Below are 15116 nucleotides of genomic sequence, written 5' to 3'. Positions count from 1 at the left end.
CCGGCCGTGCCATGATCGGCGCCGGACACAGGTGCGGCCGGGCGACGGAAGGGTGCGGACGTGAGGCTGACGATGCTGGGCGGCGGCGGGTTCCGCGTGCCGCTCGTGTACGGGGCGCTCCTCGGGGACCGAGCCGAGGGGCGCGTGAGCGACGTCGTCCTGCACGACCTGGACGCGGCCCGGCTGACGGCGGTGACCCGGGTGCTGGCCGAGCAGGCGGCCGGGGTGCCCGACGCCCCGAAGGTGACCGCGACGACCGACCTCGACGAGGCGCTGCGCGGTGCCGACTTCGTGTTCTCCGCGATCCGCGTCGGCGGCCTCCAGGGACGCGCCGACGACGAACGGGTGGCGCTCGCCGAGGGCGTCCTCGGCCAGGAGACGGTCGGCGCGGGCGGCATCGCCTACGGGCTGCGGACCGTCCCGGTCGCCGTCGACATCGCCCGCCGGGTGGCCCGGCTGGCACCGGACGCCTGGGTCATCAACTTCACCAACCCGGCGGGCCTGGTCACCGAGGCCATGTCCCGGCACCTCGGCGACCGGGTCATCGGCATCTGCGACTCGCCGGTCGGCCTCGGCCGCCGCGTCGCCCGCGTGCTGGGCGCCGACCCGGACCGCGCCTTCGTCGACTACGTCGGCCTCAACCACCTCGGCTGGCTGCGCGGCCTGCGGGTCGGCGGACGCGACGAGCTGCCGCGGCTGCTGGCCGACCCGGCGCTGCTCGGTTCCTTCGAGGAGGGCCGGCTCTTCGGCGCCGAGTGGCTGCGCTCGCTCGGCGCCGTCCCCAACGAGTACCTGCACTACTACTACTTCAACCGGGAGACCGTCCGCGCCTACCAGGAGGCCGGCCTAACCCGGGGCGCGTTCCTGCGCGACCAGCAGGCCCGCTTCTACGACGAGATGCGCCGCCCCGACGCCCCGGCCCTCGCCACCTGGGACCGCACCCGCGCCGAACGCGAGGCCACGTACATGGCCGAGAACCGCGAGACGGCGGGCGCGGGCGAACGCGAGGCCGAGGACCTGTCCGGCGGCTACGAGAAGGTGGCGCTGGCGCTGATGCGCGCCGTCGCCCGTGACGAACGCGCCACCCTGATCCTCAACGTCCGCAACCGCGGCACGCTCTCCGTCCTCGACGCCGACGCGGTGATCGAGGTCCCCTGCCTGGTCGACGCGAACGGCGCCCACCCGATGGCGGCCGATCCGCTGCCGGACCACGCCACCGGCCTGGTCCGCGCGGTCAAGGGCGTCGAGCGCGACGTCCTGGCCGCGGCCGGGACCGGCTCCCGCGCGACGGCGGTCCGCGCCTTCGCCCTGCACCCCCTCGTCGACTCGGTCGACGTCGCCCGCCGCCTCGTCGACGGCTACCGGGCGGTGCACCCGGGACTGGCCTACCTCAGGTGAGCCCCACGGGGGTGGACCTCGCCGGTGCCGTCGCCGGTGCCGTCGCCGTCGCCGCAGGCCGTGCGGCAGCAGGTGCGGCCGCGGGCGCCGGCGTCGCGGCGGCCGGGAGGTCCGCGCGCTGGTGCGGCAAGGCCACCGGGCGCAGCGGACGCGGTCCCGCCACCACCGCGTAGTCCTGCCCCAGGAACGGCGGCTCCAGCTCGCCCGGGTCGTCGCCGAGGGCCAGCCGGACCGCCGCCCACGGCATGTTGACCCCGCACAGCGCCAACTGGTGCAGTCCGCCCGCCGGGCGGGTGTTGACGTCCATCAGGACGGGCCGGTCGCCGTACATCCGGAACTGCACGTTGGACAGGTGGTGCAGCCCGAACGTCTCGGCGATCCGCCGTGCCGGTGCCAGCCACTGCTCGTGCAGGGTGAACCCGCGCCGGCGGCCGTTCTTGGTGCGGCCCACGGCCAGCCGGACCCGGTTGTCGGGCCCGGTGAGGCAGTCCACCGAGACCTCCGGCTGCTCCAGGCGCGGCATCACCAGCCAGTCCACGGGCTCCTCGGCCGTCCGCAGCGCCTCGACGACCAGGGGCAGCGGCACGGACGGGCTGGGGAAGCCGTTCAGGTGAGCGAGGGAGAAGGGGTCCCGGGTGACCGTCCGGAAGCCCACGCCGCCCGCGCCGGAGGCCGGTTTGAAGCACGCCCGGTGGCCGCCCGCCTCCAGTTCCTCCACGGCGAGGACGAGTTCGTCGGCGGTGCGCACCCGCCACCACGGCGGCACCGGCACGCCGACGGCCCGGACCGCCTCGTAGGCGATCACCTTGTCCCGGAAGACGGCCACCGCCTCGGGCGGCGGCGCGAGCAGCGCCGTACCCAGCGCCTCGAACTCGGCGCGGTGGGCCACGATCGCGGACTGGTGCAGCCGGGGCACGAACACGTCGATGCCCCGCCGTGCGCACTGGGCCAGGGCGTACTCGACGTAACCGGCCGGGGAGAGCCCCTCGGGCTCCAGCTCCGCGGTGTCCGCGGCGGCCAGCACGGGGGAGTCCGGGTCGCCGTGCGTGGCATGGATCTCGACGGCCCGGTCGGCGGGATTTCTCCGCAGCTGATCCACGAAGAAGACGTTCTCCGCGTACGTGCGGTTGAGCCAGACGCGTACGGGAGAAGCCATGCAAGCCGCCTTCCAGGGTTCGCGGGCAGGGCGAAGCGGGCCGTGCCCGGCCAGGGGTTTGGAGGGACACCGAGCCGCTCTGCGCGAAAGGAGAGTCGTGGCGGTGGTGTTGGGGCGATCATAGGGGTACGCGCGGCCCCGAGCGCAACGAGCGTCACACGGATGCCTCGGCCCGGCCGTGCGGCGGTCCCCGGGGCCGTCGCGCGGCCGGGCCCGGTCGCCTTGTGACCCGCGCGGGGATGTGATCTCGTGGCGTCGAACGTGTGTCTGGGAGGGGTGGGGATGGCGACGAGGGCCGGGGCTCCGGGGAAGCTGTGGGCCATCAGCGATCTGCACGTCGGATACGAGGAGAACCGGGCCCTGGTCGAGCGGACGCACCCCGAGTCCGACGACGACTGGCTCCTGGTGGCCGGCGACGTGGCGGAGACCGTCGCCGGCATCCGCTGGGCCCTCGGCATCCTCGCGGACCGCTTCCGCCGGGTCGTCTGGGCCCCCGGCAACCACGAACTGTGGACGCATCCCAAGGACGAGGTCGACCTGCGCGGCGTCGCCCGCTACGAGCACCTCGTCGAGATGTGCCGGGAGCTGGGCGTGACCACCCCCGAGGACCCGTACCCGGTGTGGGAGGGCGCGGGCGGCCCGGCGGTCGTCGCGCCGCTCTTCCTGCTCTACGACTACTCGTTCCTGCCCGCGGGATGCGCGACCAAGGCCGAGGGACTGGAGTACGCACACGGCACCGGCGTCGTGTGCAGCGACGAGTACCTGCTGCACCCCGACCCCTATCCCAGCCGCGAGGCCTGGTGCCGGGCGCGGGTCGCCGAGACCGAACGCAGGCTCGCCGAGATCCCCGCGGACCTGCCCACGATCCCCGTCAACCACTACCCGCTGCACCGGCACCCCACCGACGTCCTGTGGTACCCGGAGTTCGCCATGTGGTGCGGCACCTCGCTGACCGCCGACTGGCACCGCAGGTTCCGGGTGGAGACCATGGTCTACGGGCATCTGCACATCCCGCGCACCACCTGGCACGAGGGGGTCCGCTTCGAGGAGGTCTCGGTGGGCTATCCCCGCGAGTGGCGCAAGCGGCCCGGACCGCCGGGGCAACTGCGCCGCATCCTGCCGTCGACGCAGGCGTCCACGGCGCCGTCGCGCCGGGAGGTGACCCGTTGATCGAGGAACTGCTGCCCGGCACGGTCGTCGCCGTGGAGGCCTTCGGCCAGGACGACGACACCGGTCACCTGCCCCTCTACCCGCAGGAGGAGGCGCTCGTCGCGCGAGCGGTCGCCAAGCGGCGCCGTGAGTTCACCGTGGTGCGGTCCTGCGCCCGCCGGGCCATGGAGAAGCTCGGCGTGCCGGCGCAGCCCGTGCTGACCGGCGAGCGCGGGGCCCCGCGCTGGCCGGACGGACTCGCCGGCAGCATGACCCACTGCGACGGCTACTGCGCCGCAGCCCTGGTCCGCCTGACCGACCTGGCCTCCCTGGGCATCGACGCCGAACCCGACGGGCCGCTGCCGGACGGCGTCCTGGAGAGCATCGCCCTGCCCGCCGAGGTGGCCCTGCTGCGGCGGCTGGGCGGCGCGCGGCCCGGCCTCCACTGGGACCGGTTGCTGTTCAGCGCCAAGGAGTCGGTCTACAAGGCGTGGTACCCCCTCACCGGGCAGTGGCTGGACTTCACCGAGGCGGACATCGAGATCCGCGTGGACCCGGCCGACCCGCGCAGCGGCACCCTGCACGCCGCCCTTCTGGTGCCGGGGCCGACCGTGGACGGCAGGCGCCTGAGCGGCTTCGACGGCCGGTGGAGCGCCCGGGACGGCCTGGTCACCACGGCGGTCACGGTCCCGCGCACCTGACCTGCGGCCGCCCGCCCGCCGGTCAGGTGGGCGGGCACCAGTCCCGCAGCAGCCGGAAGAACGCCTCCTCGTTCCCCGTCAGTCCCGCGTCCCGCAGCGCCTGCTCGGCCTCGGCCAGCACGGAGGGCGGGACGACGGGCGGGCGGGGAGAGTCGTCCGGGCCCCTCCCGGTGTCGAAACCGGCCCGCACGGTGTGCAGGAGCCGCAGGTAGGCCTGGACGGCGGTGCGTTCGTGATCGGTCAGTACGGCGGTGGTCATCGGTCGGCTCTCCCCACAACGACGTCAGCGGTCACGCGCCCCCGCACGGCGGCGGCACCCTCCCAGCTTGCCGTCCACCACTGACAATCCCGTCCTCACGACTCGGGCCGCTGGACGCTTTCCAGGAGCATGTCCAGCCACTCGGCGACCTTGTCGCGGTGCTGGTCGGTGGGCAGTTGCGCGGCCCGCCAGGCGATGCCGCGCACGCCGTGGTCCTGGAGCAGCCGCTCCAACGGGTCGTCGGCGGGGGCCGCCGCCTCCCGCTCCCGGTCGGCGAGCTGCTGGAGCAGCTCCTGCTCGGCGCGCTGGAGGGCGCCCGCGAGCGCCTCGGGGTCCTCGGCGGTGAGGAATCCGGCGTGCACCCGGAAGAAGCGCTGGATGGCGTCGCAGTGCTCCATGGTGGGGCGCCGGTCGCCGTTGATGAGCGCACCGGCCTGCTGCCGCGACATCCCGGCGCCGTCGGCTATCTCCTGCTGGGTGTACTTGCGGCCGTTGGGCTTCAGCCGGGTGCGGCGCAGCAGGTCCAGGCGCTGCACGAACCTGGTCTGCACGTCGGCTTCGCCCGTCGGCCGGCCCCCGAGCAGCGACCCGACGACGGACTCGGGGACGCCGGAGGCGGCGGACAGCCGGCTCACGTCGAAGACCTCGGCGTGCGGTACGTCGAGCCGGTCCGCGAGGGCGCCGACCCGGGCGACGACGGCGGCCAGCGTGGTGGTCGGCTTGGCGCCCGGACCTTCGAAGCCACCCGTCACCGACAGCTCTCCTACGTCTCTCACAGGCCTCACAGGCTTCTCACAAGCAGTTGCCGTGAACTTCCCGGAGAGTAGCCTGCCGCTCGAACTCACATCCAGGCATCGCCACAACTGTGGCCTATTTCAGCCGTCAACAGGCACGAAATGCCACGATAGTTGACACGCCTCGCGTCGGGGCGACAGGATGCGGACGCCGCGAGAAGGCCGCATAGGCAAGAGGGGTGACCTCCCGATGGCATTTCAGGCAGGTGGGCAGCGGCCGGCGCCGCGGCCCGCCCCCGCGACCCCCGAAGCCCAGGCCTATCTCCAGGACTACACCGCCCTCCTGGAGGCCGTCCCCTTCCCCTCCCTCGTCGTCGACCACCGCTGGGACGTGGTGCTGGCCAACGGCGCCTTCCGGACACTCTTCCAGGGCGCCGGACCGCACCCGACGGCCATGCCGGACGACAACTTCCTCCGCTTCGTCCTCTTCCACCCGGACGCCGCCACGGTCCTCGGCGAGCACGAGTCGAGCTGGTGCCTGCCCATGCTGGCGCACTTCGCCGCCACCCTGGAGCGGTACGGCCACGACCCCGGACTGCAGGCCGTCCGCCGGGACATCGCCCAGGACCCGATCATGGAGGCGGCCTACCGCCAGGGCCTGCCGCACTGGATCCGCGCCGTCGGAGCGCGGGCCGTCGAACACGACGGTGCCGTAAGGCCGCTGCACCACCCCGACCCGCGCCGCGGCACCACCGAGTGCCGGGTCGTGGTCGAAACGCCCGCGTCGCTCCAGGAGCTGGGCTACACGCGGTTGACGCTGGTCCTCAGGGAGCCGCGCCGCGCCGCCCACCGCGCACCACGTGCCCGCCACGCCCCCGCCCACCTGAGAGTCGTCCCCACCGCCGAGTGAGGGGTGGTCAGAGCGGGGGCGGGGCGGCGGACACGCCGCGCTTCGCCGCCTGGATCTGCTCGTACACATGGGTGCGCAACTCCGCGAAGCGGGGAGCCACCCGGGTGTGCACCTGGTCCCGCCCGTCCGGCAGGTCGACCCGGAGCTGCTCCCGTACGACGGTGGGGGAGGCGGACAGCACGATCACCCGCTCGCCCAGGTAGACGGCCTCGTCGATGTCATGGGTGACGAACAGGACCGTGATGCCCCGCTCCCGCCACAGCGCCCGTACCAGGTCCTCGAGGTCGGCGCGGGTCTGCGCGTCGACCGCCGCGAAGGGCTCGTCCATCAGCAGCACCTCGGGTTCGTACGCCAGCGCCCGCGCGATGGCCACCCGCTGCTGCATGCCGCCGGACAACTGCCACGGGTAGGCCCCGGCGACGTCCGCCAGCCCGACCGACGCGAGCGCGTCCACCACCAGCTCCCTGCGCCGTGCCTTGCTCAACCCCTTCTGCTTCAGGGGAAGTTCGACGTTCTGGCCGACCCGCAGCCACGGGAACAGGCTGCGCCCGTACTCCTGGAAGACGAACGCCGTCCCGGGCGGCGGCCCCGACACCCTGCGGCCGGCCAGGAAGACCTCGCCCGCCGTCGGTTCGAGCAGTCCGCCCACGCACTTCAGCAACGTCGTCTTGCCGCAGCCCGACGGGCCGACCATGCAGACCAGTTCACCGGCCGCCACGGTGAAGGTCAGATCGCGCACCGCCTCGACGCGCCGCCCCGCACCCTCGTACACCTTCTTCAGGCCACGTACGTCGAGCATGGACCGCCCTTTCACGAGTCACGAGGTACGGGTTTCACCGGGACCGCCGGGCGGCGGCGCGCAGGCCGTGGTACCAGCCGAGCGCCCGCCGCTCGACCAGCCGGAAGAGCACCGACAGCACGAAGCCGAGCAGACCGAGCAGCAGGATGCCGGTCCACATGTCGGGGATCGCGAAGGAACGCTGGAACTGCACGACGGTGAAGCCCAGCCCGTTGCTGGCCGCGAACATCTCGCTGATCACCATCAGGATGATGCCGACGGACAGCGCCTGGCGCAGCCCCGCGAAGATCTGCGGGCTCGCCGAGCGCAGCACCACGTGCCGCAGCCGCGCGGCACCCGTGATGCCGTAGGAGCGGGCGGTCTCGGCCGTCACCGCGTCCACCGACCGCACCCCCTCGACCGTGTTGAGCAGCACCGGCCAGACACACCCGGCGGCGATGACGACGATCTTCATCGTGTCGCCGATGCCCGCGAACAGCATGATCACCGGCACCAGCACCGGCGGCGGCACCGCGCGCAGGAACTCCAGCACCGGCTCGCACACCGCCCGCACCCGCCGGTAGGAGCCGATCGGCGTGCCGAGCGCGACACCGACGACGCCCGCCAGCGCGTAACCGGCGGCGAGCCGCAGCACGCTGGGCAGCACGTCACCGCGCCACCGCTCGCCGGTCCACACCTCCGGGAAGGTCTCGACGATCGTCCGCAGCGGCGGCCAGTACACGTCCTCGCTGCCCGACGAGGAGACCCACCAGAGGGCCACGAGGACCACCGGCAGGGCGAGCACGAGCACCAGCCGCAGCAGCAGGCGTCTCACACCGCCACCTCCCCGCGCACCGACTGGTGCCAGGCCAGCGCCCGCCGCTCCACCCACCGCGCGCCGACGTTGATCAGCAGGCCCAGCAGACCGGTGACGACGATCAGCGCGTACATCTCCGGCACGGCCTGCGAGGTCTGCGCCACCGCGATCCGGGCACCGAGCCCCGGCGCCCCGACGACCAACTCGGCGGTGACGGCCAGGATCAGCGCGACGGCCGCCGCCAGCCGCACCCCGGTCATGACGTAGGGCAGCGCGGTCGGCCACAGCACGTACCGGACCCGCGCCCAGGTGCCCAGGCCGTACGAGCGTGCCGTCTCCTCGGCGACCGGGTCGACGTCCTGGACGCCGTACAGCACCTGGATCAGCACCTGCCAGAAGGCCGCGTACACGACCAGGAGCAGCACCGACCGCAGCTCGGTGCCGTACAGCAGCACCGCGAGCGGGATCAGCGCGACCGACGGGATCGGGCGCAGGAACTCGATCGTGGACGCCGTCGCCGCGCGCAGGTACGGCACCACGGACAGCAGCACGCCCACCACGATCCCCGCGCCGACCGCCACGGCCAGGCCGAGCGCCCAGCCGGTGAGGGTGTCGCCCAGCGCGGTCCAGAAGGCGCCGTCCGCCACCTCCGTGCCGAGTGCGTCGGCGATGCGGCTGGTGGGCGGGAAGTACTCCTCCTCGACCAGGCCCAGCCGCGGCACCGCCTCGCCCAGGGCGAGGAAGGCCGCGAGCCCGGCCGCACCCAGTGCGGCGTTCTCGCCCCTCACGGCAGCAGCTTGTCCAGGTCCGGCGTCCGCTTGAACAGACCGTCGGCTTCGCCGAGCTTGGCCAGCTCCTCGATGGCGGCGCGATCGGGCTCGGCCGGCCACTTCGGCAGGGTCACCTTCGCCAGCACGTCCGCCGGGATCTTCGTGTACGTGGTGACGACCTCGCGGACCTCGTCGGGGTGCGTGTCCGCGTAGGCGAGGGACTCGGCGGTGGCCGCCTGGAACCTCTCCACCACCTCCGGGTGCTCCTGCGCGTACTCGGTGGAGGTGAAGTACATGGCGACCGTCAGCTTCGGGGCGACGTCGATCATGGGGGAGGCGATCTCCCGGCCGCCCTGGCTCTTGATCGTGGCCAGCGCCGGTTCCACCACCATCGCCGCGTCGATCCGCCCGGCGTCGAGCGCGGCCGGCATCTGGTCGAAGGCCAGCTCCACCAGCTCCACCTCGTCCGGGTCGCCGCCCGCCTTGCGCACCGAGGCCCGGACCGCCGTCTCGTTGATGTTCTTCAGCGTGTTGATGGCGACCTTCTTGCCCTCCAGCTCCTTCGGCGACTTGATCGGGCTGTCCCCCTTGACGGTGAGCGCCTCGAAGTCCTTGCCCACCTCACCGGTCGAGGCGATGCCGTTGGCCACGGCCTTCACCGGCACGTCGTTCGACTGGGCGATCATGAGCGACGTGACGTTGCTGAAGCCGAACTGGAACTGGCCGCTGACCACGCCCGGCACGATCGCCGCGCCGCCCTGCGCGCTGGAGAACGACAGCTTGAGCCCCTGCTTCTCGAAGAACCCCTTCTTCTGACCCAGATACAGGGGCGCGACGTCGACGATGGGGATGAGGCCCACCTCGACCTCGGTGATGCCCCCGGAGGAGCCGGTCCCGTCCGGCCCCCCGGAGTCGTCGGACGAGCCGCACGCCGTCGCGGCGGCCAGGACGGACACGGCCGTGAGGCCGACGAGCAGACGACGCATGACTCCCCCTGGAGGAACGTGCTCAGTGGAACGTGCTCAGTGGGAACGTGCTCAGCGGGAACGTAGGGCCGGGACGGAGCCGTGGTCAATGCCCGTGTCGAGATGGGCCGTTGAGGTTTCAACCGGCCGTGCGCCGCCGCGGACTCACAGGTCCAGCACGAGCCGCCGGCCGCGGCACCGGGACACGCAGACGAGCATCGTCTCCCCGGCGGCCCGCTCCTCCTCGGTGAGCACCGAGTCCCGGTGGTCGGGTTCGCCCTCGACGACGTCGGTCTCACAGGTCCCGCAGGTGCCCTCGGTACAGGAGTGCAGCACTTCCACCCCGGCCTCCCGGACCGCGTCCAGGACCGACACGCCCGGCGGGACGGTGAGCGTACGGCCGCTGCGCGCGAGCACGACCTCGAACTCCGTCTCCGCCGGGGCCGGTACGCCGGCCTCCTTCGGACGGAACCGCTCCACGCGCAGCCTCCCGGCCGGGCAGCGTGCCTCGACGGCGTCCAGCAGCCCGCCGGGCCCGCAGCAGTAGACGAGGGTGCCCGGCGGGACGTCGTCGAGCACGGGGGCCAGGTCCAGCCGTCCCGACTCGTCCTCGGGGACGAGCGCGACCCGGTCGCCGTACCGCCGCAGCTCCCCGGTGAACGCCATCCCCGCGCGGGTGCGACCGCCGTACAGCAGGCTCCACTCGGCGCCCGACTCCTCGGCGGCGGCCAGCATCGGCAGGATCGGGGTGATGCCGATGCCGCCGGCGACGAAGCGGTAGCGGGGCGCGCGCTCCAGCCGGAAGCCGTTGCGCGGACCGCGCACCCGGACCTCGTCCCCGGCCCGCAACCTGCCGTGCACGTAGGCCGAGCCGCCCCGGCCGTCGGTCTCGCGCAGCACCGCGATCCGGTACACCGCCCGGTCGGCCGGGTCGCCGCACAACGAGAACTGCCGCTCCAGGCCCGGGCCGAGGACGACGTCGACGTGGGCGCCGGGCTCCCAGGCCGGGAGCGGTTCGTCCAGCGGGTGGCGCAGGGTGAGGACGAGCACGCCGTCGGCCGCGGTCTCCCGGCGGTCCACGACGAGCCCGGCCTCGTACCGGCCTTCGTACCGGGTCATGAGCCGTGACCCGCACGGTCGTGCCCCTGCGGGTGGGCGAGCATCCACTCCCACATCGCGACCGGGTCCTCGGCGCTGTGCTCGGCTCCGCAGTGGCAGGTGCCGTGCAGGACGTCGGTGCCGGGCAGCCAGTCGACGCGGTAGACCTCGCCGCCGGCCCCGCTCACCGGACCACCCGCGGCCCCGTCCCGGCGCCCTCGCCCTCCTCGGCCAGCCGGGCCAGGATGCGGCGGGCGGCCAGACCACCGGTGTCGATGTTGATGCTCAGCTCCTGGTAGCCGGCGCGCTCGCCGCCGAGCGTGCGCTGGAGCAGGTTGAGCGCGTCGACGTCCTGCATGACGACCGTGCGGTTGTTCTTGTACAGGAACTCGGTGACCTCGGCGTCGTCCGTCGCCCAGTCCCGGGAGACCGCCCAGAAGTCGTACACCTTCCCGTCGCCGGACGGCGTGATGGCGTAGGTGATCTCGGTGTGGAAACCCTCCGGATCGCCGCCGTCGGGCGCGGGCGCGACGCCGGTCGGGGCGACCCTGCTGTGCAGCACGTACAGACAGGGCGCGTGGTACTCGATGTCCTGCCAGCGGTCGATGCGCCCGCTGATCCCCGTCGACCTGGCGTAGAACGGCGGGCACTCGGCGTCGTCCATGTGCCGGCTCACCCGGACGATCCCCGCGCCCTCGTCGACCTCGGTGGTGATCGGCGTCTCGGCGACCTCGGGCGTGCCGATGTAACCGCCGTGCAGGTACGTCTCGTGGGACAGGTCGAGCAGGTTGTCGACCAGCAGCCCGTAGTCCGCGTCGATCGGCTCCATGCCCCGGACGGTGACCCAGCCCGGCGCGTCCAGGTGCCGGGCCCGCGGCACCGCCTCGGAGTCGGCCAGGGCCGGGTCGCCGATCCACACCCACACCAGGGAGTCCCGCTCGGCCACCGGGTAGGAGGCCACCCGGGCGGTGCGCGGGACCCGCTTCTGACCCGGCACGTACACACAGGTGCCGGTCGTGTCGTAGGTGAACCCGTGGTACCCGCACACGATCCGGTCCCCGTCCAGCCGGGTGGGCGCCTCGGACAGCGGATAGCGGCGGTGCACACAGCGGTCGTGCAGCACGACCGGGCTCCCGTCCTCCTCGGACCGGTAGAGCACGAGCGGTTCGCCGAGGACCGTGCGCCCCAGCAACTCGCGCCCCACCTCGTGACTGTAGGCGGCGACGTACCACTGGTTCCTGGCGAAGGTGGTCATGTGCGGCATGCGCGGCTCCCGTCGTCCTCGACGTCGTGTGCTCACACCATCGCCACGCCGTCCCGCTCCGGCAACAGCACTTCCGCCACGCGGAATTCTCCCGCTCCGGGAGTTTCGCCGCCGCGAAGTTACCTGTGCGTTCCGCACCTCGGAGTGGTGACAGCCGCAACTGTCCGGGGCGGTACGCCGCGTGACAGCGTCGTCTCCGTCAGCCACCGGTGGGAGGGAGCAGGCGTGAACAAGGGCTACGCCGTGTACTGCGACGCGGACCCGTACTTCTACGACGCCCCGCACCGCACGGCCGACCGGACCGGGGCCGCGCGCTCCCGGTACGCCGCCGCGTCCTCGCCCGTACCGGAGGGGTGGCAGCGCCACGAGAGAGGCGACTGGCTCGCCCTGCGTCCGGCCGACGCCGACCTGCCCGCCCAGGGGTGGAAGATCCATGTCTCCGCCTGCCTCGACAACGCGGAGTCCGTGCTCGACCGGGTGTGGCGGCACTGCGTCGACGGCGGTACGGCCTTCAAGTTCGTGCCCAGCCGCTACCTGCTGCACCAGCGCAACGCCAAGTACGCGGACCGGGCCGGCAGCGGCAAGTTCGTCACCGTGTACCCGGCCAACGAGGCGGAGTTCGAACGGCTCGTGGGCGAGCTGTCCGAGCTGCTGGCCGGCGAGCCGGGACCGCACATCCTGAGCGACCTGCGGATCGGCGAGGGGCCCGTGCACGTCCGCTACGGCGGCTTCACCCGGCGCGACTGCTACGACGCGGACGGGGAACTGCGGCCGGCCGTGACCGGCCCCGACGGTGTGCTGGTGCCCGACCTGCGCGGTCCGGTCTTCCGCATCCCGGAGTGGGTCGACCCGCCCGCCTTCCTGCGCCCGCACCTCGACGCCCGCTCCGCGGTGACCGTGACCGGCATGCCGTACACCGTCGAGTCGGCGCTGCACTTCTCCAACGGCGGCGGCGTCTACCTCGCCCGCGACACCCGCACCGGTGCGCGGGTCGTCCTCAAGGAGGCCCGTCCGCACGCCGGGCTGGCGGCCGACGGCGCCGACGCCGTGACCCGGCTGCACCGTGAACGCCGGGCGCTGGAGCGGCTGTCGGGGCTCGCCTGCACACCGGAGGTGCTCGACCACCTCACGGTCGGGGAGCACCACTTCCTCGTCCTGGAGCACATCGACGGCAAGCCGCTCAACACGTTCTTCGCCCGCCGGCATCCGCTCATCGAGGCCGACCCGGACGAGCGGAGACTGGCCGAGTACACCGACTGGGCCCTCGACGTCCACGCACGGGTGGAACGCGCCGTCGCGGAGGTCCACGCCCGGGGTGTGGTCTTCAACGACCTGCACCTGTTCAACATCATGGTCCGGGACGACGACAGCGTCGCCCTGCTGGACTTCGAGGCCGCCCACCACGTCGACGAGGCGGGACGGCAGATCGTGGCGAACCCGGGGTTCGTGGCGCCTCCCGACCGGCGCGGGGTGGCGGTGGACCGGTACGCGCTGGCCTGTCTGCGGCTCGCGCTGTTCCTCCCGCTCACCAGTCTGCTGGCCGTCGACCGGCACAAGGCGGCGCACCTCGCGGAGGTGGTGGCGGAGCAGTTCCCGGTGGACCGGGCCTTCCTGGACGCGGCGGTCGACGAGATCACGCGTGTCGACGAGATCACGCGCCTTGACGGGAGCACGCGCCTTGACGGGAGCGCTCGCCTAGACGGGAGCACGCGCGTCGACGAGACCACGCGCGTCCACGGGGCCCCGGCGGCGCGGCGGTCCGCCGGGCCGGTGGCGCCCGTCCGGCCGGACGACTGGCCGCGCAGCCGGGACTCCATGGCGGCGGCGATCCGCGCCTCCGCGACGCCCTCCCGCACGGACCGCCTCTTCCCCGGTGACATCGCGCAGTTCGCCACGGCGGGCGGCGGGCTGGCCTTCGCCCACGGTGCGGCGGGGGTGCTGTACGCCCTGGCCGAGAGCGGGGCCGGACGGGACGAGGACGGCGAGCAGTGGCTCCTGGAGCGGACCAAGCGACCGCCGTCGGGCATGCCGCTCGGTTTCCACGACGGGCTCGCCGGACTCGCCTGGACCCTGGAGCGCCTCGGCCACCGCGACCGCGCCCTCGACCTCGCCGAACTCCTCCTCGACCAGCCGCTCGACCACCTGGGCCCGGACCTGCACGGCGGCACCGCCGGTCTCGGCCTGGCCCTGGAGTCGCTGGCCGCCACCACCGGTCAGCCCGCGCTCCACTCGGCGGCGCTGCACTGCGCCGAACTGGCCGCCGACGGGCTGCGGGCCGACCGCGTGCCCGCCGACCGCGTGCCGGCCGACCGCGTCAGCCGCGGCCGCGCCCGTGCGGGGTTGCTGTACGGCGGCGCGGGGCGGGCCCTGTTCTTCCTCCGGCTCTTCGAACGCACCCGGGACTCCGCCCTCCTCGACCTCGCCCGCGACGCGCTGCGCCAGGACCTCGCCCGCTGCGTCCGCGGCGCGGGCGGCGCGCTGCAGGTCGACGAGGGCTGGCGCACCATGCCCTACCTGGGCGCCGGCAGCGTGGGCATCGGCATGGTGCTGGACGACTACCTGGCGCACCGGGCGGACGAGGAGTTCGCACGGGCCGGGGACGAGATCGTGGCCGCGGCCCAGGCGATGTTCTACGCCCAGCCCGGGCTCTACCGGGGCGTGGCCGGAATGGTCCTGCACCTGGGCCGCACCACGGCCACGGCGCCCGGCACGGGGCCGCAGGCCGTACGGCGCCAACTGGACGCCCTGTCCTGGCACGCCATGTCCTACCACGACCGGCTCGCCTTCCCCGGCGAGCAGATGATGCGCCTGTCCATGGACCTCTCCACCGGAACGGCCGGATGCCTGCTCGCCGTCGCCTCCGTCCTCGGCGACGCACCCGCCGGACTGCCGTTCCTGCCGCCGCCGCCCCGAAGCGGCGGCCCCCCGACTCGGCCCCACCAGGAGCCGTGAGAAAAGCACACCCCTTGCCGAACGAAAGGAATCGTCATGAACCTGTTCGACCTGCAGTCGATGGAGACCCCCAAGGAAGAGGCCATGGGGGACGTCGAGACCGGCAGCCGCGCGAGCCTCCTGCTCTGCGGCGACAGCAGCCTGAGCATCACCACCTGTAACTGA

The 15116-nt window shown here is 73.3% G+C and carries 16 protein-coding genes; 6 read left to right on the top strand and 10 right to left on the bottom strand.

Annotated elements, in window-relative coordinates:
- The first annotated feature begins 60 nt into the window (after nucleotides 1-60).
- Nucleotides 61-1398, top strand: coding sequence for a 6-phospho-beta-glucosidase (locus ACFV9J_RS15470; protein WP_385354344.1), 1338 nt, complete (start codon nucleotides 61-63; stop codon nucleotides 1396-1398).
- Here ACFV9J_RS15470 and ACFV9J_RS15465 read toward each other — a convergent pair.
- Nucleotides 1391-2554: an ATP-grasp domain-containing protein gene (locus ACFV9J_RS15465; protein WP_385354342.1), complete on the bottom strand. Its 1164-nt coding sequence runs from the start codon at nucleotides 2552-2554 to the stop codon at nucleotides 1391-1393. The genes ACFV9J_RS15470 and ACFV9J_RS15465 overlap by 8 nt on opposite strands.
- A gap of 282 nt (nucleotides 2555-2836) precedes the next feature.
- Between ACFV9J_RS15465 and ACFV9J_RS15460 the strand changes: the two genes are divergently transcribed.
- Both ACFV9J_RS15460 and ACFV9J_RS15455 read left to right on the top strand, forming a co-directional pair.
- A complete protein-coding gene (locus ACFV9J_RS15460; protein WP_385354340.1) occupies nucleotides 2837-3724 on the top strand; it encodes a metallophosphoesterase family protein in 888 nt (295 codons plus the stop codon).
- Nucleotides 3721-4404, top strand: coding sequence for a 4'-phosphopantetheinyl transferase (locus ACFV9J_RS15455; protein ID WP_385354338.1), 684 nt, complete (start codon nucleotides 3721-3723; stop codon nucleotides 4402-4404). The genes ACFV9J_RS15460 and ACFV9J_RS15455 overlap by 4 nt, the downstream gene beginning before the upstream one ends.
- A 22-nt stretch (nucleotides 4405-4426) precedes the next feature.
- Here ACFV9J_RS15455 and ACFV9J_RS15450 read toward each other — a convergent pair whose 3' ends face one another.
- A complete protein-coding gene (locus ACFV9J_RS15450) occupies nucleotides 4427-4663 on the bottom strand; it encodes a hypothetical protein (protein WP_385354336.1) in 237 nt (78 codons plus the stop codon).
- A 95-nt stretch (nucleotides 4664-4758) separates the two neighbouring features.
- The gene (locus ACFV9J_RS15445) at nucleotides 4759-5415 is read right to left on the bottom strand and encodes a helix-turn-helix domain-containing protein (protein ID WP_385354334.1); all 657 of its coding nucleotides are present in this window, start codon (nucleotides 5413-5415) and stop codon (nucleotides 4759-4761) included.
- Between the two features lie 232 nt (nucleotides 5416-5647).
- On the opposite strand from ACFV9J_RS15445, the gene ACFV9J_RS15440 reads away from it, so the two are divergent.
- Entirely contained in the window at nucleotides 5648-6307 is a 660-nt protein-coding gene (locus ACFV9J_RS15440; protein ID WP_385354332.1) for a hypothetical protein, read from the top strand.
- Between the two features lie 7 nt (nucleotides 6308-6314).
- Here ACFV9J_RS15440 and ACFV9J_RS15435 read toward each other — a convergent pair whose 3' ends face one another.
- The 7 genes from ACFV9J_RS15435 to ACFV9J_RS15405 form a co-directional block, all read right to left on the bottom strand.
- The gene (locus ACFV9J_RS15435) at nucleotides 6315-7106 is read right to left on the bottom strand and encodes an ABC transporter ATP-binding protein (RefSeq protein ID WP_385354330.1); all 792 of its coding nucleotides are present in this window, start codon (nucleotides 7104-7106) and stop codon (nucleotides 6315-6317) included.
- Between the two features lie 34 nt (nucleotides 7107-7140).
- Nucleotides 7141-7920 carry an ABC transporter permease gene (locus tag ACFV9J_RS15430; protein WP_385354328.1) on the bottom strand — a complete coding sequence of 260 codons (780 nt, stop codon included), beginning with the start codon at nucleotides 7918-7920 and terminating at the stop codon, nucleotides 7141-7143.
- A complete protein-coding gene (locus ACFV9J_RS15425; RefSeq protein WP_385354326.1) occupies nucleotides 7917-8690 on the bottom strand; it encodes an ABC transporter permease in 774 nt (257 codons plus the stop codon). Before ACFV9J_RS15425 ends, ACFV9J_RS15430 begins: the two co-directional genes overlap by 4 nt.
- A complete protein-coding gene (locus ACFV9J_RS15420) occupies nucleotides 8687-9658 on the bottom strand; it encodes an ABC transporter substrate-binding protein (protein ID WP_385354324.1) in 972 nt (323 codons plus the stop codon). The genes ACFV9J_RS15425 and ACFV9J_RS15420 overlap by 4 nt, the downstream gene beginning before the upstream one ends.
- Before the next feature lie 144 nt (nucleotides 9659-9802).
- On the bottom strand, nucleotides 9803-10756 hold the full coding sequence (locus ACFV9J_RS15415; RefSeq protein ID WP_385354322.1) for a PDR/VanB family oxidoreductase: 954 nt from the start codon (nucleotides 10754-10756) through the stop codon (nucleotides 9803-9805).
- Nucleotides 10753-10923 (bottom strand): hypothetical protein, encoded by a 171-nt coding sequence (locus tag ACFV9J_RS15410; protein WP_385354320.1) that lies wholly within the window; start codon nucleotides 10921-10923, stop codon nucleotides 10753-10755. Before ACFV9J_RS15410 ends, ACFV9J_RS15415 begins: the two co-directional genes overlap by 4 nt.
- Complete coding sequence (locus tag ACFV9J_RS15405; protein ID WP_385354318.1) at nucleotides 10920-11999, bottom strand: Rieske 2Fe-2S domain-containing protein; 1080 nt, start codon at nucleotides 11997-11999, stop codon at nucleotides 10920-10922. The genes ACFV9J_RS15410 and ACFV9J_RS15405 overlap by 4 nt, the downstream gene beginning before the upstream one ends.
- 225 nt (nucleotides 12000-12224) lie before the next feature.
- Here ACFV9J_RS15405 and lanKC point away from each other — a divergent pair, with 225 nt between their 5' ends.
- Together lanKC and ACFV9J_RS15395 are read left to right on the top strand one after the other, a co-directional pair.
- The gene (gene lanKC, locus ACFV9J_RS15400) at nucleotides 12225-14951 is read left to right on the top strand and encodes a class III lanthionine synthetase LanKC (RefSeq protein ID WP_385354316.1); all 2727 of its coding nucleotides are present in this window, start codon (nucleotides 12225-12227) and stop codon (nucleotides 14949-14951) included.
- 36 nt (nucleotides 14952-14987) lie between these two features.
- Nucleotides 14988-15116 (top strand): SapB/AmfS family lanthipeptide, encoded by a 129-nt coding sequence (locus ACFV9J_RS15395; RefSeq protein ID WP_003972313.1) that lies wholly within the window; start codon nucleotides 14988-14990, stop codon nucleotides 15114-15116.

This window comes from Streptomyces sp. NPDC059906, from assembly GCF_042730645.1.
GTDB lineage: Bacteria > Actinomycetota > Actinomycetes > Streptomycetales > Streptomycetaceae > Streptomyces > Streptomyces rubrogriseus.
Note: the sequence above shows the minus strand (reverse complement) of the source record. Positions and strands in the feature narration are given on the sequence as shown.

What these genes read in the sequence shown, in the direction of transcription:
- ACFV9J_RS15450 (WP_385354336.1), bottom strand. Translation starts at nt 4,663, where the DNA reads ATGACCACCGCCGTACTGACCGATCACGAACGCACCGCCGTCCAGGCC.
- ACFV9J_RS15440 (WP_385354332.1), top strand. Translation starts at nt 5,648, where the DNA reads ATGGCATTTCAGGCAGGTGGGCAGCGGCCGGCGCCGCGGCCCGCCCCC.
- ACFV9J_RS15460 (WP_385354340.1), top strand. Translation starts at nt 2,837, where the DNA reads ATGGCGACGAGGGCCGGGGCTCCGGGGAAGCTGTGGGCCATCAGCGAT.
- ACFV9J_RS15465 (WP_385354342.1), bottom strand. Translation starts at nt 2,554, where the DNA reads ATGGCTTCTCCCGTACGCGTCTGGCTCAACCGCACGTACGCGGAGAAC.
- ACFV9J_RS15435 (WP_385354330.1), bottom strand. Translation starts at nt 7,106, where the DNA reads ATGCTCGACGTACGTGGCCTGAAGAAGGTGTACGAGGGTGCGGGGCGG.
- ACFV9J_RS15395 (WP_003972313.1), top strand. Translation starts at nt 14,988, where the DNA reads ATGAACCTGTTCGACCTGCAGTCGATGGAGACCCCCAAGGAAGAGGCC.
- ACFV9J_RS15415 (WP_385354322.1), bottom strand. Translation starts at nt 10,756, where the DNA reads ATGACCCGGTACGAAGGCCGGTACGAGGCCGGGCTCGTCGTGGACCGC.
- ACFV9J_RS15420 (WP_385354324.1), bottom strand. Translation starts at nt 9,658, where the DNA reads ATGCGTCGTCTGCTCGTCGGCCTCACGGCCGTGTCCGTCCTGGCCGCC.
- ACFV9J_RS15405 (WP_385354318.1), bottom strand. Translation starts at nt 11,999, where the DNA reads ATGCCGCACATGACCACCTTCGCCAGGAACCAGTGGTACGTCGCCGCC.